At 71.4% G+C, this 23,044-nt stretch carries 21 protein-coding genes; 8 read left to right on the top strand and 13 right to left on the bottom strand.

Going from position 1 to position 23,044, the window contains the following annotated elements:
- From ACWC0C_RS24205 to ACWC0C_RS24155, 11 genes are all read right to left on the bottom strand, one after another.
- Positions 1-441, bottom strand: a 441-nt coding sequence (locus ACWC0C_RS24205; protein ID WP_450865806.1) for a M48 family metalloprotease, incomplete at its 3' end; no start/stop codon positions are given.
- 224 nt (positions 442-665) lie between these two features.
- Positions 666-2,183 (bottom strand): NADH-quinone oxidoreductase subunit N, encoded by a 1,518-nt coding sequence (locus ACWC0C_RS24200; RefSeq protein ID WP_450865804.1) that lies wholly within the window; start codon positions 2,181-2,183, stop codon positions 666-668.
- Positions 2,180-3,754: an NADH-quinone oxidoreductase subunit M gene (locus tag ACWC0C_RS24195; RefSeq protein WP_450865802.1), complete on the bottom strand. Its 1,575-nt coding sequence runs from the start codon at positions 3,752-3,754 to the stop codon at positions 2,180-2,182. The genes ACWC0C_RS24200 and ACWC0C_RS24195 overlap by 4 nt, the downstream gene beginning before the upstream one ends.
- A 6-nt stretch (positions 3,755-3,760) precedes the next feature.
- The gene (locus ACWC0C_RS24190; protein ID WP_450865800.1) at positions 3,761-5,755 is read right to left on the bottom strand and encodes an NADH-quinone oxidoreductase subunit 5 family protein; all 1,995 of its coding nucleotides are present in this window, start codon (positions 5,753-5,755) and stop codon (positions 3,761-3,763) included.
- On the bottom strand, positions 5,752-6,141 hold the full coding sequence (gene nuoK / locus ACWC0C_RS24185; RefSeq protein WP_449196335.1) for an NADH-quinone oxidoreductase subunit NuoK: 390 nt from the start codon (positions 6,139-6,141) through the stop codon (positions 5,752-5,754). The genes ACWC0C_RS24190 and nuoK overlap by 4 nt, the downstream gene beginning before the upstream one ends.
- Positions 6,141-6,806 carry an NADH-quinone oxidoreductase subunit J family protein gene (locus ACWC0C_RS24180; RefSeq protein ID WP_450865818.1) on the bottom strand — a complete coding sequence of 222 codons (666 nt, stop codon included), beginning with the start codon at positions 6,804-6,806 and terminating at the stop codon, positions 6,141-6,143. Before ACWC0C_RS24180 ends, nuoK begins: the two co-directional genes overlap by 1 nt.
- A 32-nt stretch (positions 6,807-6,838) precedes the next feature.
- Positions 6,839-7,456 (bottom strand): NuoI/complex I 23 kDa subunit family protein, encoded by a 618-nt coding sequence (locus ACWC0C_RS24175; RefSeq protein WP_449196336.1) that lies wholly within the window; start codon positions 7,454-7,456, stop codon positions 6,839-6,841.
- Positions 7,457-7,458: 2 nt separating this feature from the next.
- Positions 7,459-8,427 carry a complex I subunit 1/NuoH family protein gene (locus tag ACWC0C_RS24170; protein ID WP_449196337.1) on the bottom strand — a complete coding sequence of 323 codons (969 nt, stop codon included), beginning with the start codon at positions 8,425-8,427 and terminating at the stop codon, positions 7,459-7,461.
- On the bottom strand, positions 8,424-10,118 hold the full coding sequence (locus tag ACWC0C_RS24165; protein WP_450865797.1) for an NADH-quinone oxidoreductase subunit C: 1,695 nt from the start codon (positions 10,116-10,118) through the stop codon (positions 8,424-8,426). The genes ACWC0C_RS24170 and ACWC0C_RS24165 overlap by 4 nt, the downstream gene beginning before the upstream one ends.
- Positions 10,115-10,711 carry an NADH-quinone oxidoreductase subunit B gene (locus tag ACWC0C_RS24160; RefSeq protein WP_449196339.1) on the bottom strand — a complete coding sequence of 199 codons (597 nt, stop codon included), beginning with the start codon at positions 10,709-10,711 and terminating at the stop codon, positions 10,115-10,117. The genes ACWC0C_RS24165 and ACWC0C_RS24160 overlap by 4 nt, the downstream gene beginning before the upstream one ends.
- Positions 10,702-11,121, bottom strand: coding sequence for an NADH-quinone oxidoreductase subunit A (locus ACWC0C_RS24155; RefSeq protein WP_449196340.1), 420 nt, complete (start codon positions 11,119-11,121; stop codon positions 10,702-10,704). Before ACWC0C_RS24155 ends, ACWC0C_RS24160 begins: the two co-directional genes overlap by 10 nt.
- A gap of 207 nt (positions 11,122-11,328) precedes the next feature.
- Here ACWC0C_RS24155 and ACWC0C_RS24150 point away from each other — a divergent pair, with 207 nt between their 5' ends.
- From ACWC0C_RS24150 to ACWC0C_RS24130, 5 genes are all read left to right on the top strand, one after another.
- Positions 11,329-12,510 carry a sensor histidine kinase gene (locus ACWC0C_RS24150; RefSeq protein ID WP_449196341.1) on the top strand — a complete coding sequence of 394 codons (1,182 nt, stop codon included), beginning with the start codon at positions 11,329-11,331 and terminating at the stop codon, positions 12,508-12,510.
- Positions 12,511-12,820: 310 nt separating this feature from the next.
- The gene (locus ACWC0C_RS24145; protein WP_449196342.1) at positions 12,821-14,164 is read left to right on the top strand and encodes a sensor histidine kinase; all 1,344 of its coding nucleotides are present in this window, start codon (positions 12,821-12,823) and stop codon (positions 14,162-14,164) included.
- A gap of 560 nt (positions 14,165-14,724) precedes the next feature.
- Complete coding sequence (locus ACWC0C_RS24140; RefSeq protein ID WP_450865816.1) at positions 14,725-15,384, top strand: LuxR C-terminal-related transcriptional regulator; 660 nt, start codon at positions 14,725-14,727, stop codon at positions 15,382-15,384.
- Positions 15,385-15,694: 310 nt separating this feature from the next.
- Positions 15,695-17,623 carry a 2-oxoacid:acceptor oxidoreductase subunit alpha gene (locus tag ACWC0C_RS24135; RefSeq protein WP_450865794.1) on the top strand — a complete coding sequence of 643 codons (1,929 nt, stop codon included), beginning with the start codon at positions 15,695-15,697 and terminating at the stop codon, positions 17,621-17,623.
- Entirely contained in the window at positions 17,616-18,677 is a 1,062-nt protein-coding gene (locus tag ACWC0C_RS24130; protein WP_449196344.1) for a 2-oxoacid:ferredoxin oxidoreductase subunit beta, read from the top strand. The genes ACWC0C_RS24135 and ACWC0C_RS24130 overlap by 8 nt, the downstream gene beginning before the upstream one ends.
- A gap of 80 nt (positions 18,678-18,757) precedes the next feature.
- Here ACWC0C_RS24130 and ACWC0C_RS24125 read toward each other — a convergent pair whose 3' ends face one another.
- Complete coding sequence (locus tag ACWC0C_RS24125) at positions 18,758-19,147, bottom strand: winged helix-turn-helix transcriptional regulator (protein ID WP_449196345.1); 390 nt, start codon at positions 19,145-19,147, stop codon at positions 18,758-18,760.
- A 91-nt stretch (positions 19,148-19,238) separates the two neighbouring features.
- Between ACWC0C_RS24125 and ACWC0C_RS24120 the strand changes: the two genes are divergently transcribed.
- The 3 genes from ACWC0C_RS24120 (at position 19,239) to ACWC0C_RS24110 (ending at position 21,747) form a co-directional block, all read left to right on the top strand.
- Complete coding sequence (locus ACWC0C_RS24120; protein ID WP_449196346.1) at positions 19,239-20,093, top strand: SDR family oxidoreductase; 855 nt, start codon at positions 19,239-19,241, stop codon at positions 20,091-20,093.
- A 133-nt stretch (positions 20,094-20,226) separates the two neighbouring features.
- A complete protein-coding gene (gene rarD, locus ACWC0C_RS24115; RefSeq protein WP_450865791.1) occupies positions 20,227-21,177 on the top strand; it encodes an EamA family transporter RarD in 951 nt (316 codons plus the stop codon).
- Positions 21,178-21,279: 102 nt separating this feature from the next.
- A complete protein-coding gene (locus tag ACWC0C_RS24110) occupies positions 21,280-21,747 on the top strand; it encodes a VOC family protein (RefSeq protein WP_449196348.1) in 468 nt (155 codons plus the stop codon).
- 51 nt (positions 21,748-21,798) lie between these two features.
- On the opposite strand, the gene ACWC0C_RS24105 is transcribed toward ACWC0C_RS24110, so the two are convergent.
- Positions 21,799-23,010 (bottom strand): hypothetical protein, encoded by a 1,212-nt coding sequence (locus ACWC0C_RS24105; RefSeq protein ID WP_450865789.1) that lies wholly within the window; start codon positions 23,008-23,010, stop codon positions 21,799-21,801.
- Positions 23,011-23,044 lie beyond the last annotated feature (34 nt).

Below are 23,044 nucleotides of genomic sequence, written 5' to 3'. Positions count from 1 at the left end.
CGAGGAGATCAGGATGTCCCGGTTGTAGACGTGGCTGAGCTCATGGCCGATGACACCGCGCAGCTCGCGCTCGTCCAGCAGGCGCAGGATGCCCTCGGTGCAGCACACGGCCGCGTTGCGCGGGTTGCGGCCCGTGGCGAAGGCGTTGGGGGCCTCAGTGGGCGAGATGTACAGGCGGGGCATGGGCTGACGGGCCTGCGTGGACAGCTCGCGGACCATGCGGTACAGCGCCGGGGCCTCGAACTCGCTGACCGGGCGGGCGCGCATCGCGCGGAGCGCCAGCTTGTCGCTGTTCCAGTACGCGTACGCGTTCGTGCCGAGGGCGACCAGGACGGCGACGACCAGGCCGCCGCGACCGAAGAAGCTGCCGATGACGATGATGAGTGCGGACAGTCCCCCGAGGAGTACTGCGGTCCTGAGCCCGTTGTGCCGGCGGTGCACCGTACGCCCTCCAAGTCGTGCAGCTGGGGAACACTTTGGTCCAGTGGACCCTCCCGCTTGTGACAACGCCAGGCGGCGGCCACGAGTTCCCTGTTGCCTGCACGGGCGCCGGTCGGCCGTACGGGTGACGTGCTCGTTCGCGCTCACGCGCGCGTGGCGGCACGGGTGCGCTACGCGCGCGAGGCGGCTTCTCGCAATGGTCCGGTGTTGTTCTCGGAGCGGGCTCAGAACAAGCCGGTGGCCGCGAAGCGCAGGACCAGCTGGGGTGCTCCGGACAGGGCGACGCCGAGTACGCCGGTGAGGGCGAGGGCGGCCGTGAGGGGGGCGGGGACGCGGTGCCGGGCGGGTTCGCCCTCGGGGGCGCGGAACAGCAGGGCCGTCCACTGCAGGTAGTAGAAGAGGGCGATCACCACGTTGACGGCCATGACGACGGCGAGCCAGCCGAGGCCCGCGTCGACGGCTGCCGAGAACACGGTGACCTTGGCGAACAGCCCGATCACGCCCGGCGGCAGCCCGGCCAGGCACAGCAGGAAGAACGCCAGCAGAAGCGCGGTGAGCGGGTTGGTGGCGTACAGGCCCCGGTAGTCGGCGATCCGGTTGAGGGCCCGGCTACGGCCCACCAGGGCGGCCACCGCGAACGCGCCGAGGTTCACGGCGGCGTACATCAGCGCGTAGGCCACCGTGGAGCCGATCGCCTTCCGCGGGTCCTGGGCGTAGCCGGCGGCGGCGATCGGCACCAGCAGGTAGCCGGCCTGTCCGACGGAGGACCAGGCCAGCAGTCGTACCGCGCTGTACGCGCGCGTGGCCTGCTGGCGCAGGGCGCCGACGTTGCCGACGGTCATGGTGAGCGCGGCCAGCGCGGCGAGCGCAGGGCCCCAGACGTCGGCGTACGACGGGAACGCGACGACGGTGACGAGGATCAGGCCGGAGAAGCCGACCGCCTTGCCGACGACCGACAGGTACGCGGCGACGGGCAGCGGCGCGCCGACGTAGGTGTCGGGCACCCAGAAGTGGAAGGGGACGGCTGCCGTCTTGAAGGCGAAGCCGATCAGGGTGAGGACGACACCGGCCTGGGTGAGGGTGTGCAGCTGGCCGTCGACGTGTGTCAGACGCTGGGCGACCTGGGTGAGGTAGAGGGTGCCGGTGGAGGCGTAGACGAAGCTGACGCCCATCAGGCTGACCGCGGTGGCCGTCACCGAGGACAGGAAGAACTTCAGCGCGGCCTCGGAGGACCGCTTGTCGCCGTGCCGGATGCCGACGAGGGCGAAGGCCGGCAGGGAGGCGACCTCCAGGGCGACGATCAGGGTCGCCAGGTCGCGGGAGGCGGGCAGCAGGGCGGCGCCGGCCGCGGAGGACAGCAGCAGGAACCAGAACTCCCCCGGTGGGACGCGCGGCTGGTCGTCCTCGAGGTTCGTGACCGACAGCAGGGCTGCGAGCAGGGCGCCGCCGAGGACCAGGAACTGGATGACGAGCGTGAAGTGGTCGGCGGTGTAGCTGCACGCGCGCGTGGTGCCGGTCAGGCAGAAGGTGCTGCGGTCTCCGTCCAGGAGGGGCAGGAGCATCAGCGTGGCCGAGGCCAGTCCGGCGACCGAGATCCAGCCGAGGACGGGCTTGCGGGCCTCGGGCAGGAACAGGTCGGCGACCAGGACGACCAGTCCCACCGTGGCGGCGATGGTCGGCGGGGCGACGGCGAGCCAGTCGACGGACTGGACCAGCGACTCGGCGAGGGGCTGGGCGCTCATCGGGTGCCTCCTGCGAGGAGCTGGTGCACGGCCGGGTCGGTCAGGCCGAGCAGCGCCCTCGGCCACAGTCCGGCGACGACGGTGAGGGCGACGAGCGGGGTCCAGGCCGCGAACTCGTAGCCGTGGACGTCGGCGAGCTTCGGGACCTCGTGTTCGGCGCCGCCCATGCAGACGCGGCGGACCACGATCAGCATGTACGCGGCCGTCAGCAGGGTGCCGAACGCGCCGATCGCCATGAAGGTGAGGAACGCGGGCCGGCTGAGGTCGGCGGCGGGTTTGAACGCGCCGAACAGGGCCAGCATCTCGCCCCAGAACCCGGCAAGTCCGGGCAGGCCGAGCGAGGCGACGGCGCCGAAGGCGAGCAGTCCGCCGAGGCGCGGGGCCTTGCCGTAGAGGGCGGCTCCGGTCTCCTCGGCCAGGGTGTCCAGGTCGGTGCTGCCGGTGCGGTCCTTCAGCGCGCCGACCAGGAAGAAGAGCAGGCCGGTGATGAGGCCGTGGGCGATGTTGGCGAACAGGGCGCCGTTGACGCCGGTCGGGGTCATGGTGGCGATGCCCAGCAGGACGAAGCCCATGTGGCCGACGGAGGAGTAGGCGATCAGCCGCTTGAGGTCGCCCTTCGCACCCCGTTTGGCCAGGGCCAGGCAGGCCAGGGATCCGTAGATGATCCCGACCACGGCGAACGCGGCGAGGTACGGCGCGAAGGTGTGGAACCCGTGTGGCGCCACCGGCAGAAGGATGCGGACGAACCCGTACGTACCCATCTTGAGCAGGACACCGGCCAGCAGCACCGAGCCGACGGTCGGCGCCGCGGTGTGGGCGTCGGGCAGCCAGCTGTGCAGCGGCCACATCGGCGACTTGACCGCGAGCCCGATCCCGACCGCCAGAACGGCGATGACCTGCACGGATGTGGTCAGCGACCGGCCGTTGTCAGTGGCTAGTGCCACCATGTCGAACGTGCCCGCCTTGATTCCGATCAGGAGCAGGCCGAGCAGCATGACGACGGAGCCGAGCAGCGTGAACAGGATGAATTTCCACGCGGCCCGGGTCCGCCCCTCCCCGCCCCAGCGGGCGATGAGGAAGTACATCGGGATGAGCACCATCTCGAACGCGAGGAAGAACAGCAGCAGGTCGAGGACGGCGAAGGTCGCGAGGGTGCCGGACTCGAGCAGGAGCAGCAGCGCGACGAACGCCTTCGGGGAGCCGCCCGCGGGCGGCTTGAAGTAGGAGTACAGCGCGCAGAGGAAGGTCAGCAGCGCGGTCAGGACCAGAAGGGGGAGGGAAATGCCGTCGATGCCGAGGTGGATCCGCACGTCGAGCGCGGGGATCCAGCTGATGTCGGTCGTGGCCTGCATCTTCGACGGATGGTCGTGGTCGAAGCCGAGCGCCAGGGCGATCGCGGCGATGAGGATCGCGCCCGTCACGGTGACGCCGTGCCGCAGCACGGCCTGCTCGGGTGACTTCCCCTTCAGCCCGGGCGGGGCCGGGAGGAGAGCGGCGACGGCGCCGAGGAGCGGGCCGACGACGACGAATGCCAGAAGGAACTGCATCACGGACTCGTTGATATCGATCACGCCTGCTCACGCTCCCGTGGCGACGAGGACGACGGCGACCGCCAGGACGACGGTGCCGGCGAGCAGCGCGCTCACATAGGTCTGCACATTGCCGGTCTGCGCACGCCGCACGGCGGCCCCGAGCACTCGGGGCAGGGCGGCCGCGCCGGCTACGTAGGTCTCGACGACCTCGCGGTCGAGGAACCGGACGAGACTCGCTCCGGCCTGTACCGGGCGGACGAACAGCGCCGAGTACACGGCGTCCAGGTGGAAGCCGACGGCAGCGTGCCGGTACAGCGGGCCGAGCAGCATCCGCCCGGGATCGGCCAGGTCGGGCGCGTAGGCGATGTTGCCGTAGACCGGCTCGTGGCTGGCGATGGCCTCTGCCTCGACCAGCCCCGCGTCGCCCTCGGGATGCGCGGCGACCGCGCCCATCGGGATACGGGCGGCGAGTGCGCTGGTGCGTTGCCAGGCGCCGTAGGTGAGCAGCCCGCCGACCAGGGCGAGGCCCGTGCCGAGGATGGAGGTGAGCAGGGTCGGGGTCAGGTCGCGGCCGTCGAACCAGCCGGGCAGCGAGCGGTAGGCGAGCCCGCCGAAGGCCAGGGACGGCACGGCGAGGACCCACAGCACCACGGTCATCGTCAGGGGCTGGCGGCCGTGGTCGGGGGCCTCGGCGCCCCGGCCCCGGAAGGCCAGCAGCCACAGCCGGGCCGCGTAGGCGGCGGTGAGCAGCGCGGTGAGCAGACCGGCGACGAGGACGATCCAGCCGGCGGCGCCGGGGGCGTGGTCGGTGCTCCCGGTGGCGACGTGCTCGGCGGCGCCGAGGACGGACTCCTTGGAGAAGAAGCCGCTGAACGGCGGGATCGCGGCGAGCGCGAGGAGCGCCACGGTCATCGTCCAGTAGGCGTCCGGGACGCGGTCGCGCAGGCCGTTCATGCGGGACATCGCGGCCAGCGAGTTGGTGCCGGCGGCGTGGATGATCACGCCGGCCGCGAGGAACAGCAGCGCCTTGAAGGCGCCGTGCGACAGGAGGTGGAAGACGGCGGCACCGCGGTCGCCGACGGCGAGGGCGCCGGTCATGTAGCCGAGCTGGCCGATCGTCGAGTAGGCGAGGACGCGCTTGATGTCGTCCTGGGCGAGCGCGGCGAGCGCCGAGCCGACCATCGTGAGGGCGGCCATGACGGCCAGCACGGTCATCGCGGCCTGGGAGGCCTCGAACACCGGAAGGAGGCGGGCGATGAAGTAGACACCGGCGGCGACCATCGTCGCGGCGTGGATCAGCGCCGAGACAGGCGTCGGGCCCGCCATCGCGTCCGGGAGCCAGGTGTGCAGCGGGAACTGCGCCGACTTGCCCGCGACGCCCGCGAGGAGCAGCAGGGCGATCAGCGTCGGGTGGTGCAGATGGCCGCTCGCGACGGTGCCGAGGACACGGGTGATGCGGAAGGAGCCGGCGTCGGTGGCGAGGGCGAACAGGCCGATGAGGAACGGCACGTCGCCGAGCTTGGTGACCAGGAAGGCCTTCAGGGAGGCGGCGCGGGCCTCGGGGGTCTCCCAGTAGTGGCCGACCAGGAAGTAGGAGCAGATGCCCATGACTTCCCAGCCGACCAGCAGCACGATCAGGTCGCCGGAGTAGACGACCAGGAGCATCGCGGAGGTGAACAGGGAGACGAGGGCGGCGTAGGAGGGGTAGCGCGGGTCGTCGCGCAGATAGCCCGTCGAGTAGATCTGCACGCAGGCCGCGACGAACGCGACCAGGATCGCGACGAGCGCGGCGAAGCCGTCGATGTGCAGCGCCAGCTCGATCGGGACCGAGCCGGTGGGCGTCAGCTCGGTGTGGGCGTCGATGGCCTGGCCTCCGCCCTGGCGTACGGCGACCAGCGCGGCCAGGACGAGTGAGGCCAGCGGCGGCAGCACGGCGAGCGGCCGGACGAACCCGGGTGCGGTGCGGCCGAGGAGCAGTCCGGCGGCGGCGCCCAGGAACGGCAGGAGGGGGACGAGGGCGGCGAGGGTGGTCGTGGTCACGCGGTGGCCTCAGCCTTCTCGGCCGCGGAGGAGCCGGGGCTCCCGGAGTCGGGGCCCTCGGTGTCGGGGCCCTCGGCGGTGTCGCGGAGCTTGTCGATGTCGGAGGTGCCGCGGTTGCGGTAGACGGCGAGCACGATCGCCAGGCCGATGCCGATCTCGGCGGCGGCGATGGCGATGGTGAACAGGGTCAGCGCCTGGCCGGAGTGCAGCGTCTCCTTCGCGGCCCGGCTGAGCCAGACGTCGAAGGCGACCAGGTTGAGGTTGACGGCGTTGAGCATCAGCTCGACGGACATCAGCACCAGGATGGCGTTGCGGCGGGCGAGGACGCCGTACAGGCCGGTGCAGAAGAGGAGGGCCGAGAGTACGGCGGGGTAGGCGAGGTGCATCAGCGGGCGCCTTCCTGCTCGGCCGGGTGAATTCCGGAATCCGTGACGGAAGGGGAACTCTCGGTGACCGCCCGGGAGTTCACAGGGGGAGGGCTCGACTCCGCCTTCGCCTTGCGGGACAGGACGATCGCGCCGACCAGGGCCGCGAGGAGCAGCACGGACAGAGCCTCGAAGGGCAGCACCCAGTTCCGGAACAGGCTCGCGCCGGTGACCCGGGTACTGCCGGCGGCCGGGCCGCTCAGGTCGATCCAGGTGGTGCGGAAGGCGTCGACGACCACCCAGACCAGGGCGACGGCGGCGGCGACCGCGACGGTCAGCGCGGCCCAGCGGTTGCCGGAGTCGGCGTCCGGGGAGCGGCCGATGGGCGCCCTGGTGAGCATCAGACCGAACAGGAGGAGGACGACGACGGAACCGACGTAGATCAGGACCTGCACCCAGGCGATGAACTCGGCCGTGAGGAGGAGGTACTCCACGGCGAGACCCCCGAGGGCGACCACCAGCCACAGGGCGGCGTGCACCAGCTGGCGGGTGGTGACGGTGACCAGCGCGGCGCCGAAGGTGGCCAGGCCGACGAGGAGGAAGGCGATCTCGACACCGGTCGGGGACAGGAAGCCGGGATGGGCCGCGGCCAGAGGGGTGCCGTGCCCGGCGCCGGCGAGGCTCACCGCCGGGGCGAGGCCGAGGGTTGCGGTGGGGCTCACGATTCGCCTCCCTGCGGCTCCTGAGGCTCCTGCGGCTCGGCCTGCGCGGCCGCCAGCTTCTCGGCGGTCTTGCGGGCGGCGGCGATCTCCTTCGGCTCCTCCGCGGCGGGGTCCAGGGCCGGCGGGGCCGGGACGGTCCACATCCACTCGCGGAGCTTGTCCCGCTCGTGGGTGAGGTCGCGGATGTCGGTCTCGGCGTACTCGAACTCCGGGGACCAGAACAGCGCGTCGAAAGGACAGACCTCGATGCAGATACCGCAGTACATGCACAGGGAGAAGTCGATGGCGAACCGGTCGAGGACGTTGCGGCTGCGCTCGCGGCCACCGGGGGCGGCCGGCGGGACCGTCTCCTTGTGGGAGTCGATGTAGATGCACCAGTCCGGGCACTCACGGGCGCACAGCATGCAGACCGTGCAGTTCTCCTCGAACAGGCCGATCACTCCGCGGGTGCGGGGCGGCAGTTCGGGCTGGGCATCGGGGTACTGCTCGGTGACCGACTTCCTGGTCATCGTGCGCAGGGTGACGGCCAGGCCCTTGGCGAGGCCGGAGCCGGGGATGCCGGGCCGGGTGGGCGCGAGAGAACGGCGCCGGGAGGGCGGGGACGGCACAGCCATGGCTAGCTGATCACCACCTTGACAATGCCGGTGAGGGCGATCTGGGCGAGGGAGAGGGGGACGAGGAGGGTCCAGGAGAGCTTCTGGAGCTGGTCCTCGCGCAGGCGGGGATAGGTCACGCGGAGCCAGATGACGAGGAACGCGAGGATCGCCGTCTTCAGCAGGGTCCACAGCCAGCCCAGGCCGTCGTGGCCCCACGGTCCGTGCCAGCCGCCCAGGAAGAGGACGGTGGTCAGGCCGCACAGGACGACGATGCCGGCGTACTCGGCGAGGAGGAAGAGTGCGAAACGCAGGCCCGTGTACTCGGTGTAGGCGCCGAAGATAATCTCCGAGTCGGCGACGGGCATGTCGAACGGCGGGCGCTGCAGCTCGGCGAGTCCGGCGACGAAGAAGACGACCGCGCCGACGATCTGCCAGGGCACCCACCACCAGTGGAACGCGTGCAGGATGCCCGGCAGGGACACCGTGCCGGCCGCCATCGCGACCGAGGCCGCGGCAAGCAGCATCGGGAGTTCGTAGGCGAGCAGCTGGGCGGCCGTGCGCAGACCGCCGAGCAGGGAGAACTTGTTCGCGCTGGCCCAGCCGGCCATGAGCGAGCCGAGCACACCGACGCCCATCACGGCGAGCACGAAGAACACGCCCGCGTCGAGGACCTGGCCGACGGCGCCCTTGCTCGGACCAATGGGGATGGCGAGCAGAACGAGGAGGTACGGCAGCAGGGCGACGGCGGGGGCGAGCTGGAAGACACGGCGGTCGGCGCCGGCCGGGACCACGTCCTCCTTCTGCGCGAACTTCACGCCGTCGGCGATGAGCTGGGCCCAGCCGTGGAAACCGCCCGCGTACATCGGGCCTAGCCGGCCCTGCATGTGGGCCATCACCTTGTGCTCGGTCTGACCGATGATCAGCGGGAAGGTGAGGAAGACGCCGAACACGACCAGGAGTCGCAGGCCGACGTCCAGCGCGCCGTTCACTGCGGGCCTCCTGTGGGGTCGTCGTCGTTGGGGGTACGGGGAGCGGCCGGGCTCTCGCGGGTGGTCCGGCCGTTGCCGTCGGCGGGCCGGTCCTCACCGTCGGCGGGCCGGCTGGGTTGTTGCTCGATGCGGCCGGGTTCAGCGGGGGCCTGCGTGGGCTCAGCGGGGGTCCGCTCGGGCTCTGCCGGGCTCCGGTCGGGTTCTGCGGAGGTCCGCCTGGGCTCTGCCGCGGCCGGCTCGGGTTCTGCCGGGGCCTGCTCGGGCTTCGCAGAGGCCGACGTGGGCTCCACAGAGGCCTGCTCAGGCCCTGCAGAAGTCCCCTCAGGCCCCGCAGGGGTCTCCTCGGGTTCTGCAGAGGCCCGCCCAGCATCCGCAGAAGCCTGCTCGGGCTCCACAGAGGCCTGCTCAGGCCCCGCAGAAGTCCCCTCAGGCCCCGCCGGGGTCCGATCGGGCTGCGTTGGCTCCTCGAAGGCCGGGCGGGCGTGGTGCCACGGGGCGTCCGAGCTGCGCGGGGCTGTGCTCCGGCGGGCGGGGCGGGGCGCGCTGTCCGGTGTCGTCGGCTGTGCCTGGTCCGGGGCCGTGGGCTGTGTCTGGGCCGTGGGCTGTGCCTGGCCCGGGGCCGTCGGCTGTGCCTGGCCCGGGGCCGTCGGCTGTGCCTGGTCCGGGGCCGTGGGCTCGCCCGAGGTGGGTGCCGTCGGGTCCGGGGGCTGGGGCCGTTGTGAGGCCGAGCCCTGCGAGGCGCTGCGCGCTCGGCGCGGACGGGCCGGGGCCGGGGCGGGCTCGTGTGCGACGGAGGCCTCGGGGGCCGGACCTTCCGCCGCCGCGGGCTGGGGTGCGCCGGCCTCGGCCGAGGGCTGCTTGAGCTCGGCCGCGTCCTGAGGGGCCGGCGTCGGCGCCTGGCTCACCGAACCCTCGCTCGCACTCCGCATCCGCCGCGGCCGCGCGCCGGCGGGCCCGGTAGCTGCACCAGCATCAGCACCCGCTGCACCAACCGCGCCCTCACCCGCTGGGCCGGGCTGGCTCGCGGAGCCCTCCGCTGCCGTGCGGGCGCGTCGTACCGGACGGTCTGCGGCCGTGGCCGCGCGGCCCGCGCCACGCGCCGGGCGGGCCGGGGCCGGGGGCAGCTGGCCCTTCAGGGGGCCCCATTCGTTGGGGTCCGGTACGCCGGGGGGCAGCATCTGGCGGCGCTTCGGGCCGCCGTGCTCGGATTCGCCGGGCTCCTTCGCGCCGGGCCAGGCCTTGGCGACGCGCGCGGCGAGGACGAAGTCCTTGCGGAGCGGGTGGCCCTCGAAGGTCTCCGGGAGGAGCAGGTGCTCCAGGCCGGGGTGGCCCTCGAACACGACGCCGAACATCTCGTGGGTCTCGCGCTCGTGCCAGGCGGCGCCCGCGTAGACGCCGACGGCGGAGGGCAGCGCCGGCGCCTCGTGCGGGACGGTCGTCCGCACCAGCAGCCGCCGGACCGGCGAGAGCGCGACGACGTGCGCGGACACGCGGAAACCCGTGCCGGGTTCGTCGACCGCGCTCAGCCAGTCGAAGTAGGTGCAGCCCAGGGTCGTACGGGCCGTCTCCAGGGCGGTGAGCCAGGAGGACGGCGCCACGTCCACGGTCAGGAGGTCGTACGACTCCTCGGCCGTGGCGTCCGTACCGAAGAGGTCCTCGACCGGGGCGGGCAGCCAGCCGACCGTGCTCATCGGCCGTCCTCCTCACCAGCGGGGGCAGGCGGCTTCACCAGGTCGCTGGTCAGGGCGGCCGCGGACGGGCGGGAGTGGCCGTAGCGCTCCTCCAGCGACTCGCGGGCGATCTTCTCCTGGAGCTTGAGGATGCCCTGGAGCAGCGCCTCGGGGCGCGGCGGGCAGCCGGGGACGTACACGTCCACCGGGATGATCTGGTCGACGCCCTTGGTGACGGAGTAGGAGTCCCAGTAGGGGCCACCGCAGTTGGAGCAGGCGCCGAAGGAGATGACGTACTTCGGCTCGGGCATCTGCTCGTACAGGCGCTTCACGGCCGGGGCCATCTTGTCGGTCACCGTGCCCGACACCACCATCAGGTCGGCCTGGCGCGGGCCGGGCGCGAAGGGGATCACGCCGAGGCGGATGAAGTCGTGGCGGGCCATCGACGCGGCGATGAACTCGATCGCGCAGCAGGCGAGGCCGAAGTTGAAGACCCAGAGCGAGTAGCGGCGGCCCCAGTTCAGGATCACCTTCATCGGCTCGGGGGCCAGACGGGCGAGCGCGCCCAGCCGCTTCGGCTCGGGGAGCGACACAGGAGTAGGGGTCACGTCCATGTCAGGACGCCCTTCTTGTATGCGTACAGCAGGCCCACGGCGAGGAAGCCGAGGAAGATGAACATCTCCACCAGGGTCGTCGCGCCGTAGCCGGGGGCGGCGAAGACGGTCGCCCAGGGGAACAGGAAGATCGAGTCGACCGCGAAGATCACGTACAGGAAGGCGTAGACGTAGTAGCGGACCTGGGTGTGGGCCCAGCCCTCGCCGACGGGGTCGACGCCGCATTCGTAGGTCAGGAGTTTCTCGGGGGTCGGTACGACCGGGCGCAGCAGTCGGCCCGCGCCGAAGGCGACCGCGACGAACAGCACGCCGACGGCGGCGAGCAGGCCCACCACCGAGTAGGACCGGAAGTAGCCGGCCGCGATGACGTTCGCCGCGGCGGCCGTCGAGTGCCCCAACGTCTCCCGCACCGTGCGCCCCTCGCTCCCTGACTGGTGACCGGATCGACGAGATTCGACGATCTGTACGCACCGGAGTCTAGGCCCTGATAAAGACCCGGTAAGCAGCCCGTCACGGGGTGAGACAGGTGAGGTGCGCGAGGGTGGGGTTTTCCCCCGTCGGCGGAGGGCGGCGTACCGCATGGCGCGGAGGGCATCGCGCACGGCAGGCTGACCGGTATGACCGCTACCAGCTCCGCCACGGACCGGGCCGAAGGCACCGACCGGCTGCCCCCGATCCGGCCCGCGTACGACACGCACACCTGGAAGGAGATCGCGTATCTCCTGCTGAACCTGCCGGTGACGGTGTTCGGCTTCGTCTACGCGATCACCGTGCTGTCGGTCGGCGGGTCCCTGACGATCACCGTGATCGGTCTGCCGCTGCTGGCGCTCAGTCTGCTGGGCGCCCGCCAGCTGGGGAAGCTGGAGCGGGCCCGCGCCCGGTGGCTGCTCGGGGTGCGGGTCGAGGAGCCGACGCCGCTGCCGCTCGCGAAAGGCGGCGGGCTGATGCAGCGGCTGTGGATGGCGCTGAAGGACCCGGTGGGCTGGCGGACGCTGCTGTACGACGCCATCCGGCTGCCCTGGGGCGTCCTCACCTTCTGTACGGTGCTGACCTCGCTGTTCGTGCTGTGGCCCGTGCTGCCGTACCTGGCACGGGGGTTCACCAACGTGGACCGGTTCATGGTGCGCGGACTGCTGTCGCCCTCGGACGAGCTGGAACGCCGTATCGCCGAGCTGGAGTCGGACCGCGGGGTCGTGGTCGACACGGCCGCCGCCGACCTGCGGCGCATCGAGCGGGATCTGCACGACGGGGCGCAGGCCCGGCTGGTCAACCTGGCCATGGGGCTCGGTCTGGCCAAGGAGAAGCTGCTGGAGGATCCGGACTCGGCGGCGGCGATGGTGGAGGAGGCGCACGGCGAGGTGAAGCTGGCCCTCCAGGAGCTGCGCGACCTCGCCCGCGGCATCCATCCGGCCGTGCTCACCGACCGGGGCCTGGACGCGGCCCTGTCCTCGGTCGCCACCCGCTGCACCGTGCCGGTGAAGGTGACCGTGGACCTGCCGGACCGCCCCGCCCCGGCCATCGAGGGCATCGCCTACTTCACCGTCTCCGAGCTGCTCCAGAACATCAGCAAGCACAGCCAGGCCCGGTCCGCCTCGGTGGACGTCTGGCGCACGGAGGACCGGCTGCTCATCCAGGTCCGGGACGACGGCCGCGGCGGCGCCCGGCTGGAGGGCGGCACGGGTATGCGGGGCCTCGCGGAGCGGCTGGGCGCGGTGGACGGCCTGTTCGTGCTCGACTCCCCGGCCGGCGGCCCGACGACGGTCACGGCAGAGCTCCCGTGGCGTGACCGGACGCAGTAGCCGATGGCTCCGCATACGCGTACGGCGGCTGCAATCCCCTAGGGGCGCGGGGAACCGCGCGAGCAAGCACGACGCCCCCGCGGCCGCCCCACAAGCACAACCCCCCACGAAGATCGCGCACAGCGGCGCCCACAGCCGACCGCGCAAGAAGCCAACCGCACGGGGAGAACGGCCCGGCCGCCGGAGGCAAGGGGTGGGGAAAACCCCCGCTCCAAGACGCCGACGGACTCCATGGCCCGAAAAGCCCCGGCGCACGACTCTGGAGACACGGCTGATGCGCCGCTGCGACGAGGAGAACAGGACGGGATCGATGGCCACGGAGTACGGACAGGGGTACGGGTACGGGCGGGAGGACGGACGGTCCGCCGGCACCGGCCATCGGCTGCCCGCCGCGCTGCGGGCGCCGTTCGAGGCGCGCACCTGGCGCGAGTTCGGCTATGTCCTGCTGAGCCTGCCGCTCTCCATCATCCTGTTCACCTGGACGGTGACCATGGTGTCGCTCGGTGCGGGCCTGCTGGTGACCTTCATCGGCATCCCGGTGCTCGCGGCGGCGCTCGCCGGCTGCCGCGGCTTCGGCGCGCTGGAGCGGGCGCGGGCGCGCGGGCTGCTGCGGCTGGACGTGGCCGAGCCGGAGCCGCTGCGGATGCGCAAGCCGGGCGCGGCGGCCTGGATGGGCGCGGTGCTCAAGAGCGGCGGCTCCTGGCGGAACATGCTGTACGCGCTGCTGCAGTTCCCGTGGGTGGTGTTCTCGTTCTCGGTGGCGGTGAGCCTGTGGACGGTCGGCTGGGCGCTGCTGACGTACCCGCTGTGGTTCTGGGTCTTCCCCGCGTACGCCGGCCAGGGCGGGCTGCAGCTGTACGGCGACGAGCACCACAGCGTCTATCTGGACAACCCGTTCGAGATCACCGTGACCGCGCTGGTCGGTCTGCTGTTCACACTGGCCACGCCGTGGATCGTACGGGCCCTGACGACCGTCGACGGGCTGCTGGTCCGGGGGCTGCTCGGGCCGTCGCCGCTGTCGGCGCGGGTGGTGGAGCTGGAGTCGGACCGCGGGGTCGTGGTCGACACGGCCGCCGCCGACCTGCGGCGCATCGAGCGGGATCTGCACGACGGGGCGCAGGCCCGGCTGGTCAACCTGGCCATGGATCTGGGGCTGGCCAAGGAGAAGCTCCGGGAGGACCCGCGGTCGGCGGCGCGGATGGTGGAGGAGGCGCACGGCGAGGTGAAGACGGCGCTGCAGGAGCTGCGCGACCTCGCCCGCGGCATCCATCCGGCCGTACTGACCGACCGGGGTCTGGACGCGGCGCTGTCCTCGGTCGCCTCCCGCTGCACGGTGCCGGTGCGGGTCGAGGTCGATCTGCCGGCCCGCCCGGCGCCGGCCATCGAGGGCATCGCCTACTTCACCGTCTCCGAGCTGCTGCAGAACATCAGCAAGCACAGCCGGGCCCGGTCCGCGTCGGTGGACGTCTGGCGCTCGGAGGACCGGCTGATGCTGCAGGTGGCCGACGACGGTGTGGGCGGCGCGGACGTCTCCCGCGGCTCGGGCCTGGCCGGCCTCGCCGGACGCCTCGACGCGGTGGACGGCGTCCTCGTGGTGGACTCCCCGGCCGGCGGCCCCACCCGGGTGATCGCGGAACTGCCCTGGCGAACCTGACGCCGCGGAGGGGCGGCCCGGCGCCCTGAGGCGGGTGACACCGCCCTGCCGCACACCGAGGCCGACCGCCGACAAGCGGGCCCGGCGGCAACCGGCACCGGCCCACCAGCGGACCGGGGGTCGGCCCAAACCGGCGGACGGGGGGCGGCCCAAACCGGCGGACCGGGCATCGACCCAGACCGGCGGACCGGTCATCAGCCCAACCGAGAGCCCGGGCACCACTCCAGCGACAACCCCGACATCACCCCCACCAGCAACCCCGACATCACCCCCACCAGCAACCTGGACATCGCCCCCACCAGCAACCCAGGCACCACCCCACCGACACCCCGGACATCACCCCACCGGCCCCCACTCGCCCCCGACACCGGTCTCCTTGAACGCGATCGCCCGCATGGTCATGGTTCCGAACAGGCCCCGTACCGGCCGGTATTCCGGGGTGGGGCGGCGGCGCGTACCGAATGCTGGAATGCTGGACCCGCATACGGGACCTCCGTACGGACGAGTGCCGTCGGAGAGCGGGATCGGGCTTGGGGGGCCGAAAGATCGTGGAGGACAGGGTGCGGGTGGTCATCGCCGAGGACTCAGTGCTGCTCAGGGAGGGCCTGACCCGGCTGCTGACCGACCGCGGGCACGATGTCGTGGCCGGCGTCGGGGACGCGGAGGCGTTGGTCAAGACCGTCGCCGACCTTCAGGCGCAGGACGCGCTGCCCGACGTGGTGGTGGCGGACGTACGGATGCCGCCGACGCACACCGACGAGGGCGTACGGGCGGCCGTACGGCTGCGGAAGGCGTACCCGGGGCTCGGGGTGCTGGTGCTGTCGCAGTACGTGGAGGAGCGCTACGCCACCGAGCTGCTGGCCGGTTCCAGCCGGGGTGTGGGCTATCTACTCAAGGACCGGGTCGCCGAGGTGCGCGAGTTCGTGGACGCGGTGGTGCGGGTGGCCGAGGGCGGTACGGCGCTGGACCCGGAGGTGGTCGCGCAGCTGCTCGGCCGCAGCCGCAAGCAGGACGTGCTGGCGGGGCTGACCCCGCGGGAGCGCGAGGTGCTCGGGCTGATGGCGGAGGGGCGCACGAACTCGGCGATCGCCCGGCAGCTGGTGGTGAGCGACGGAGCCGTGGAGAAGCACGTCAGCAACATCTTCCTGAAGCTCGGCCTGGCCCCGAGCGACGGGGACCACCGGCGTGTTCTGGCGGTGCTGACCTATCTGAACTCCTGATCGACGGACACTGTGTCGGCAAGGTGTCGGATCGTCCGGCTTCCACGGGAGAGCGAGGGTGCCCGGATGGAAGACCGGAGGAGGGAACCGGGAAGGAAGTCCGACGCGTCGGCGCTGTACCTGGTGTGAGCACGCTCCAGGCCGGCTCAAGAGCGCTGGAGCACACTCGAAAGCGCTACAGGCCGGCTCGAAAATGCCGTCCAATCCGCGGATCGCCTCGGGAAGGCGACCCTAACCGACGTAGGGTTGATCTGGGATGGTCCGTGGCACGACCAGGCCCGGACAGCCGCCTCGAAGGAGGTCCAGTTCAGTGACCAGCCAGGTCAGTAGCCCAACGGAGCAGACCGACGGATCTGTCGTCGGAGAGCAGCGCAAACCCGGCGGCGCGAAGGATGTGCGGCGTCTGGACCGAGTGATCATCCGGTTCGCGGGGGACTCGGGTGACGGTATGCAGCTCACGGGTGACCGGTTCACCTCGGAGACCGCGTCCTTCGGTAATGACCTCTCCACGCTGCCGAACTTTCCCGCCGAGATCCGTGCGCCCGCCGGCACCCTGCCGGGTGTCTCCAGTTTCCAGCTGCACTTCGCTGATCATGACATCCTCACGCCGGGTGACGCGCCGAACGTGCTGGTGGCGATGAATCCGGCGGCGTTGAAGGCGAATGTCGGGGATCTGCCGCGGGGTGCGGAGATCATCGTGAACACGGACGAGTTCACCAAGCGTGCCCTGCAGAAGGTGGGCTATGCCGTCTCCCCTTTGGAGGACGGCTCGCTGGACGGCTACAGCCTGCACCCGGTGCCGTTGACCACGCTCACGGTGGAGGCGCTGAAGGAGTTCGACCTCTCCCGCAAGGAGGCCGAGCGCAGCAAGAACATGTTCGCCCTCGGTCTGCTGTCGTGGATGTATCACCGGCCCACGGAGGGCACGGAGAAGTTCCTGAAGTCGAAGTTCGCGAAGAAGCCCGAGATCATGGCGGCGAACATCGCGGCGTTCAGGGCAGGCTGGAATTTCGGTGAGACGACGGAGGACTTCGCGGTCTCCTTCGAGGTCGCCCCGGCCACCAAGGCCTTCCCGGTGGGTACCTACCGCAACATCTCCGGCAACCTGGCGCTGGCCTACGGCCTGGTCACGGCCTCGCAGCAGGCGGACCTGCCGCTGTTCCTGGGCTCGTACCCGATCACGCCGGCCTCGGACATCCTGCACGAGCTGAGCCGGCACAAGAACTTCGGTGTGCGCACCTTCCAGGCGGAGGACGAGATCGCCGGGATCGGCGCGGCTCTGGGTGCGGCGTTCGGCGGCTCGCTCGCGGTGACCACGACCTCCGGTCCCGGTGTGGCGTTGAAGAGCGAGACGATCGGTCTCGCGGTGTCGCTGGAGCTGCCGCTGCTGGTGGTGGACATCCAGCGTGGCGGCCCGTCGACGGGGCTGCCGACCAAGACCGAGCAGGCGGATCTGTTGCAGGCGATGTTCGGCCGCAACGGCGAGGCACCGGTCCCCATCGTCGCGCCGCGCACTCCGGCGGACTGCTTCGATGCCGCTCTGGAGGCGGCGAGGATCGCGCTGACCTACCGCACACCGGTGATGCTGCTCTCCGACGGCTACCTGGCCAACGGCTCCGAGCCGTGGCGGATCCCGGAGCTGGACGAACTGCCCGATCTGCGGGTGCAGTTCGCCACCAGCGCCAATCACACGCTTGCCGACGGCAGTGAGGTGTTCTGGCCCTACAAGCGGGATCCCAAGACCCTGGCCCGGCCGTGGGCCGTTCCGGGCACGCCGGGTCTGGAGCACCGCATCGGCGGCATCGAGAAGCAGGACGGCACGGGCAACATCTCCTACGACCCGGCCAACCACGACTTCATGGTCCGCACCCGCCAGGCCAAGATCGACGGCATCGACGTTCCGGACGTCGAGGTCGACGACCCCGACGGCGCGCGCACGCTGGTGCTGGGCTGGGGCTCGACGTACGGGCCGATCACGGCCGCGGTACGGCGGCTGCGCGGCGCCGGTGAGTCGATCGCGCAGGCCCATCTGCGCCACCTCAACCCCTTCCCCCGCAACCTCGGAAGCGTGCTGAAGGGGTACGACAAGGTGGTGATCCCGGAGATGAACCTCGGCCAGCTCGCCACCCTGATCCGGGCCAGATACCTGGTCGACGCCCACTCCTACAACCAGGTCAACGGCATGCCGTTCAAGGCGGAACAGCTCGCCGCCGCTCTGAAGGAGGCCATCGATGACTGACGCCACCAACGGGCTGCTGCAGCTGGTCCCCAAGGCCGAGGCCAAGCAGTCGATGAAGGACTTCAAAACCGACCAGGAGGTGCGCTGGTGCCCCGGCTGCGGTGACTACGCCATCCTCGCCGCCGTCCAGGGCTTCATGCCCGAACTGGGACTGGCCAAGGAGAACATCGTCTTCGTCTCCGGCATCGGCTGCTCCTCCCGCTTCCCGTACTACATGAACACCTACGGGATGCACTCCATCCACGGCCGCGCCCCCGCCATCGCCACCGGCCTGGCCACCAGCAGGCGGGATCTGTCCGTGTGGGTCGTCACCGGCGACGGCGACGCCCTCTCCATCGGCGGCAACCACCTCATCCACGCCCTGCGCCGCAACGTCAACCTCAAGATCCTGCTCTTCAACAACCGGATCTACGGCCTGACCAAGGGCCAGTACTCCCCGACCTCCGAACTGGGCAAGATCACCAAGTCCACCCCGATGGGCTCCCTGGACGCCCCCTTCAACCCGGTGTCCCTGGCCATCGGCGCGGAAGCCTCCTTCGTCGCCCGCACCATCGACTCCGACCGCAAACACCTCACCGAGGTCCTGCGCCAGGCCGCCGACCACCCCGGCACCGCCCTGATCGAGATCTACCAGAACTGCAACATCTTCAACGACGGCGCCTTCGACGCCCTCAAGGACAACCAGCAGGCCCAGGAGACACTGATCCGCCTGGAACACGGACAGCCGATCCGCTTCGGGGCGGACGGTTCACGTGGGGTCGTACGCAACCGGTCCACCGGTGACCTGGAGGTCGTCACGGTGACGGACGAGAACCAGGAGGACATCCTCGTCCACGACGCCCACGCCGCGTCCCCGACGACCGCCTTCGCCCTCTCCCGGCTCGCCGACCCCGACACCCTGCACCACACCCCCATCGGCGTCTTCCGCGACATCGACCGGCCCGTCTACGACACCGCCATGGCCGACCAGCTCGACACCGCGATCGAACAGAAGGGCAAGGGCGACCTCGCCGCACTGCTCGCCGGCGGCGACACCTGGACCGTCGTCGGCTGAGGCCGCCGTCGCCCATTGCAAGGCTCCTCTATGTGCAAGGCTCGCCTATTGCAAGGCTCGTCCATTGCAAGGCTTGTCGCTCACGAGGCCCGGGACTGGATTTCCCGGGCCTCGTCGTATGCCCGACGGGCGCTGAGCACGTCGTCCATGCGCTGCGCGGTCCACTGCGCCAGCGCCCGCACCTGCTCCGCCGCCTCGCGGCCGAGGTCCGTGAGGGAGTAGTCGACGCGCGGCGGGATGACGGGCTTGGCGTCCCGGTGGACAAGACCGTCGCGCTCCAGGGTCTGGAGGGTCTGCGTGAGCATCTTCTCGCTGACGCGACCGATCGCGCGGCGCAGTTCGCTGAAGCGGTACGGGCGGTCGAGGAGCTGGATCAGCACCAGCACCCCCCACCGGCTGGTGACGTGCTCCAGGACCAGGCGCTGGGGGCACATGGCCTCGCCGCCGCCCTTCCACTCACTTACCGACATGCCTGTACCTTACTTCAAAGTGGGTACTTTCCAACAGTTAGCGCCCCTCTTAGGGTTAGCGATAGACGCACCCGAGAAGGAGATCGCAATCATGAGCATCGTCGTCACCGGAGCCACCGGACACCTCGGCCGGCACGTAGTGGAGCAGCTGCTGGAGAAGGTTCCGGCGGAGCAGATCACCGCCGTCGTGCGCGACGAGACGAAGGCCGCCGACTTCGCGGCCCGCGGGGTGAGGCTGGCCGTCGCCGACTACAACACGCCCGAGACCTTCGACGACCTGTTCGCCGCCGGCGACAAGGTGCTGCTGATCTCCGGCAACGAGTTCGACAAGGGCCGGGTACAGCAGCACAGGGTCGTCATCGACGCGGCGAAGGCGGCCGGCGTGGCGCTGCTCGCGTACACCAGCGCCCCGGGCAGCCTCACAGCCGCGCTCGCGGACGACCACCGGGCGACGGAGGAGGCACTGCTCGCCTCCGGCCTGCCGTACACCCTGCTGCGCAACGGCTGGTACTTCGAGAACTACACCGAGAACCTGGCCCCGGTGCTGGAGCACGGCGCCGTCGTCCAGGCCGCCGGTGACGGCCGGATCTCCGCCGCCTCCCGCGCCGACTACGCCGCCGCCGCGGTCGCGGTGCTGACCGGCGAGGGCCACGAGAACAAGACGTACGAGCTGGGCGGCGACGAGGCGTTCGGCTTCGCCGAGTACGCGGCCGAGCTGAGCCGGCAGACCGGCAAGGAGATCGTCTACAACCCGGTCTCCGTCGAGGCCTTCGCCGGCATCCTGACCGGCGCCGGGCTGCCCGGGCCGCTGGCCGCGATCCTGGCCGGCGTGGACGTCTCGGTCGAGAAGGGCGAGCTGGTGATCTCCTCCGGCGACCTGTCGCGCCTGACCGGCCGTCCGACCACCCCGCTGGCGGAGGCGGTCGCCGCCGCGCTCAAGGGCTGATCCGTCCGCCACAACGGCAGCTCTCTCCGGGACCACCCCCGCCTGTCATGACCGTATGCCGATACACACATGACAGGCGGGGGTGCCCGGCGCTACCTTCTTTCTCGCGTGTCTGACGTGAGAGGGAGGGGCTGTGGCAGCGGAGTCCAAGGGTGAGCACCGGGCAGGCCTGCTGAACGGCTTCGTCGCGTACGGTCTGTGGGGCCTGGTGCCCCTGTTCTGGCCCCTGTTGAAACCCGCCGGGGCGGTGGAGATCCTTGCCCACCGCATGGTGTGGTCCCTGGTCGTCGTCGCCGTCGCGCTGCTGTTCGTGCGGCGCTGGGCCTGGGCCGGAGAGCTGCTGCGCCAGCCGCGCCGGCTGGGGCTCGTCGCGGTGGCCGCCGCCGTCATCACCGTGAACTGGGGCGTCTACATCTGGGCCGTGAACTCCGGCCATGTGGTCGAGTCCTCCCTCGGGTACTTCATCAACCCGCTGGTGACCATCGCGATGGGCGTGCTGCTGCTGAAGGAGCGCTTGCGGCCCGTGCAGTGGGCGGCGGTCGCGACCGGTTTCGCCGCCGTCCTCGTCCTGACCGTCGGCTACGGCCGCCCGCCGTGGATCTCGCTCGTCCTCGCCTTCTCCTTCGCCACCTACGGCCTGGTCAAGAAGAAGGTCGGCCTCGGCGGGGTCGAGTCGCTGGCCGCCGAGACCGCTGTCCAGTTCCTGCCCGCGCTCGGCTATCTGCTGTGGCTCGCCGCGCACGGCGACGCGAGCTTTCTGAACGACAGCGCCGGGCACGCCGCCCTCCTCGCCTCCACCGGTGTCGTCACCGCGCTGCCGCTCGTCTGCTTCGGCGCGGCGGCGATCCGCGTGCCCCTGTCCACGCTGGGCCTGCTGCAGTACCTGGCCCCCGTCTTCCAGTTCCTGTGCGGCGTCCTCTACTTCCACGAGGCCATGCCGCCCGAGCGCTGGGCCGGCTTCGCCCTGGTCTGGCTGGCGCTGCTCCTACTCACGGGCGACGCGCTGCGCTCCGCGCGGCGGGCGCGGGGATCCGTTGTGGTGGCGTGCGCCGAGCGGACCGAGTCCGCCGCGGTGGACGCCTGACGGCTGCTGCACGGCTGCTGTACGGCTGGTGTGCGGCCGCTGTGCAGTGCTGTACGGCTGCTGGGCGGCCATTGTCAGTGCCGCGCGCTATAAGTGACGACCATGTCGACACAGACGCCCGCACCCTTGCACTGGAAACTCGTCATCGACGCGGCCGACCCGCACACGCAGGCCGACTTCTGGGCCGCCGCGCTGCACTACACGGCCGAGGACAACAGCGCGCTGATCGAACGCCTGCTGTCTGCCGGCGCGCTGCCCGGCGAGGCCACGGTCGAGTACCACGGCCGGCCCGCCTTCCGTGACCTGATCGCCGTACGGCACCCCGACGACCCGTACGACCCGGAGACCGGCACCGGGCTCGGGCGGCGGCTGCTGTTCCAGCGCGTGCCCGAGCCGAAGACCGTGAAGAACCGCCTCCACCTCGACCTGCATCCCGGCCCGGAGCGGCGCGCGGCGGAGGCGGCGCGACTGGAGGCACTGGGCGCGCGGGTGGTGCGCGAGGTGAAGGAGCGCGGTGGGGAGTGGCTGGTGATGACGGACCCGGAAGGCAATGAATTCTGCCTGCAATAGGCGGGAGTGTGTGGGTAGACGGGGTCGTGCGGCGTTGCGCGGGTGCAGCCGTTACGGCTGTGCCGCGCGTGCCGCTCGGTCGGTGAGGCGGACCATGCGGGCGCGGGCGGACTCCAGGGGGCCCGGGTCTGCGGCGGCGGGCCCCGGCTCGGTGGTGAGGTCCGTCCACAGCTCGATCAGGTCGCGGCCCAGCCGCAGCCCTTCCTCGGGATCACGCACGGCGCGCCACGCGGTCGCCGCGCTCTGTACGTTGCCGTACGCGGCCTCCGTGTCCCGCGCCTGCCGGCGCAGCCGGGCGAGGTCCAGGGACTGCTGGAAGGCCCGGACCGGCTCGCCCCCCAAGTAGGCGATGTAGGCGGACAGTTCGCGCAGGTGCAGCACCTCGGCGTGGCGGGGGCCCAGCATGGTGGTCGCCTCGGCGACCGTACGGTCGGCGAGGTCCGCCGCCGCCTCGATACGACCGGCTCGCACGGCCTCGTTGATCCGTGCCATCGGCTCGGCGAGCAATTCGGCGCCCTCCGCGGTCTCGGTCACGGGCCCGTCCCCGAGCACCTCCTCGGCGACGGCGTCGAACCCTCGGGGCGGGGTGGGTGTGGCAGTGGATGCGGAGGCCGCGGGGGCGGGCTCGAACTCCGGGATGAGGGCCGTGGGAAGCGGCGCGGGCTCCGGGACTGCGGCCGCGGGAAGCGGCGCGGGCTCCGGGGCAACGGGCGCGGGAATCGGCGCAAGCTCCGCGACAACAGCCGCGGGAATCGGCGCGGGCTCCGGGACTGCGGCCGTGGGGACGGGCGCGGGCGCCGCGGTTTCGGTGACGGGCGCCGGGGCCTGACCCACCGACATGACCGGCGGGGGGCCGAACTGTCCCGTCGGCGCCTGCACCGTCCCGGCCGGCACGGGCTCCGGCCGCTTCGCCGGGGGTACATCCGGCGTCCCCGCGCGCGAAGGCACCTCGCTCACGCCCCCCGGCGGAGCCACCCGTACCGCCTTCCCCGTGACCCGGCTGGAGCCGTCCGCCGAGACCTCCAGGGGAACCACGCAGCCCGCGAGGTCGTCGTGGATCGTGGCGCTTATGGGGGCACCGAGGCTGATGGCGAGGCGCTGGAGGTGGTTGAGCACGGCCTGCTGGATCTCCTGGCCGGGCTCCGCCACCACCGTCGTCCCGCCCACCGACGCACCTCCCGCGCCGAACACCCGGACGGCCACCACCGCCGGATGCGCCGCGGGCTGCTGCGCCCGCTTCTTCTCGAAGCTGAGTCGAGACATCGGTTTTCCCTCGCTCCCCCGGCGTCACGATCCG

The organism is Streptomyces sp. NPDC001709 (genome assembly GCF_053596375.1).
Note: the sequence above shows the minus strand (reverse complement) of the source record. Positions and strands in the feature narration are given on the sequence as shown.

What these genes read in the sequence shown, in the direction of transcription:
- ACWC0C_RS24175 (WP_449196336.1), bottom strand. Translation starts at nt 7,456, where the DNA reads ATGGCTGTGCCGTCCCCGCCCTCCCGGCGCCGTTCTCTCGCGCCCACC.
- ACWC0C_RS24120 (WP_449196346.1), top strand. Translation starts at nt 19,239, where the DNA reads ATGAGCATCGTCGTCACCGGAGCCACCGGACACCTCGGCCGGCACGTA.
- ACWC0C_RS24165 (WP_450865797.1), bottom strand. Translation starts at nt 10,118, where the DNA reads ATGAGCACGGTCGGCTGGCTGCCCGCCCCGGTCGAGGACCTCTTCGGT.
- ACWC0C_RS24200 (WP_450865804.1), bottom strand. Translation starts at nt 2,183, where the DNA reads ATGAGCGCCCAGCCCCTCGCCGAGTCGCTGGTCCAGTCCGTCGACTGG.
- nuoK (WP_449196335.1), bottom strand. Translation starts at nt 6,141, where the DNA reads ATGCACCTCGCCTACCCCGCCGTACTCTCGGCCCTCCTCTTCTGCACC.
- ACWC0C_RS24105 (WP_450865789.1), bottom strand. Translation starts at nt 23,010, where the DNA reads ATGTCTCGACTCAGCTTCGAGAAGAAGCGGGCGCAGCAGCCCGCGGCG.
- ACWC0C_RS24125 (WP_449196345.1), bottom strand. Translation starts at nt 19,147, where the DNA reads ATGTCGGTAAGTGAGTGGAAGGGCGGCGGCGAGGCCATGTGCCCCCAG.
- ACWC0C_RS24130 (WP_449196344.1), top strand. Translation starts at nt 17,616, where the DNA reads ATGACTGACGCCACCAACGGGCTGCTGCAGCTGGTCCCCAAGGCCGAG.
- ACWC0C_RS24160 (WP_449196339.1), bottom strand. Translation starts at nt 10,711, where the DNA reads ATGGACGTGACCCCTACTCCTGTGTCGCTCCCCGAGCCGAAGCGGCTG.
- ACWC0C_RS24150 (WP_449196341.1), top strand. Translation starts at nt 11,329, where the DNA reads ATGACCGCTACCAGCTCCGCCACGGACCGGGCCGAAGGCACCGACCGG.
- ACWC0C_RS24145 (WP_449196342.1), top strand. Translation starts at nt 12,821, where the DNA reads ATGGCCACGGAGTACGGACAGGGGTACGGGTACGGGCGGGAGGACGGA.
- ACWC0C_RS24110 (WP_449196348.1), top strand. Translation starts at nt 21,280, where the DNA reads ATGTCGACACAGACGCCCGCACCCTTGCACTGGAAACTCGTCATCGAC.